Here is a 1022-nt window from a genome sequence, read left to right on the forward strand (position 1 = left end):
TGCGGTCCAGACGAAGGGGCGAGCATCTGCATTGTGGGTGCGGATAAAGCGGTCGATTTTTTTTGACGAGGTCGGCGGTGGAATCGAACGATCCCCGCCGGATCGCACGTTGGGTGATGAGCGCGAAGTAGCGTTCGACCTGGTTGAGCCAGGAGGCGTAGGTTGGCGTGAAGTGAATGTGCCCACGCGGGCGTCGGGCGAGCCAGGTCCTAACCTTGGGATGCTTGTGGGTGGCGTAGTTATCGACGACGAGATGGATGTCCAGTTGGGGCGGCACTTAGCTTCGCTGTGGCGCAGGAAGGCGAGGAACTCCTGTTGACGATGGAGCGGTGATTGCGCCGTCGAGCACGTTAAGGGCGGCGAACAGAGCGGTTGTGCCATGACGCTCGTAGTCGTGGGTGACGCCTTCGATGTAGCCGAACCCCATAGGAAGCATGGGCTGGGTTCGTTCGAGGGCTGAATTTGGCTCTTCTCATCGACGCCAAGCACCACGGCCTTGTCAGGCGGATTGAGATAGAGCCCGACCACATCGCGCAGCTTCTCGACAAAGAAGAGATCGGTCGAGAGTTTGAAGCTGCGAGTGCGGTGAGGCTTCAGCCCGGGGAGTTGGAACAAGCGATGAACGGTGCTCTTGGCAATGCCCGTCTCTTTGGCGATGGCGCACGCTCGAATGGGTTGCGGCTTTGGGCTTGCGAGCGAGTGTCTTGGTGATCATCTCGGCCACAGCCTCATCCTCAACCGTGCGACGCCTGTACGCATCTCGTCGTAGAGTCCCTCGATCCGATCTGCGATGAAGCGATTGAGCCATTTGCCTATCGTATGGGGCCGACACCAAGCCGCGTCGCCACGATGACATTGCTCGTTTCAAGTTCGCAGGCCAGCACGATCTTTGCCCGCAGCGTCAGCGCCGCAGGGAACGAGCGCGACCGCGTGATGGCCGTGAGTTGCGTACGTTCGTCACTCGAAATCGTCAGCGGCGCCTTCGGCCGTCCGGTGCGCATCGGGTATCTCCTTCGATCAGG

At 60.3% G+C, this 1022-nt stretch carries 1 pseudogene; it reads right to left on the reverse strand.

The window, feature by feature from the left end:
- Positions 1-1001 (reverse strand): annotated as a pseudogene (locus tag ALC15_RS47070) (IS630 family transposase); the annotation flags it as partial.
- Between the last annotated feature and the right edge of the window lie 21 nt (positions 1002-1022).

Source organism: Bradyrhizobium viridifuturi, from assembly GCF_001238275.1.
Classification (GTDB): domain Bacteria; phylum Pseudomonadota; class Alphaproteobacteria; order Rhizobiales; family Xanthobacteraceae; genus Bradyrhizobium; species Bradyrhizobium viridifuturi.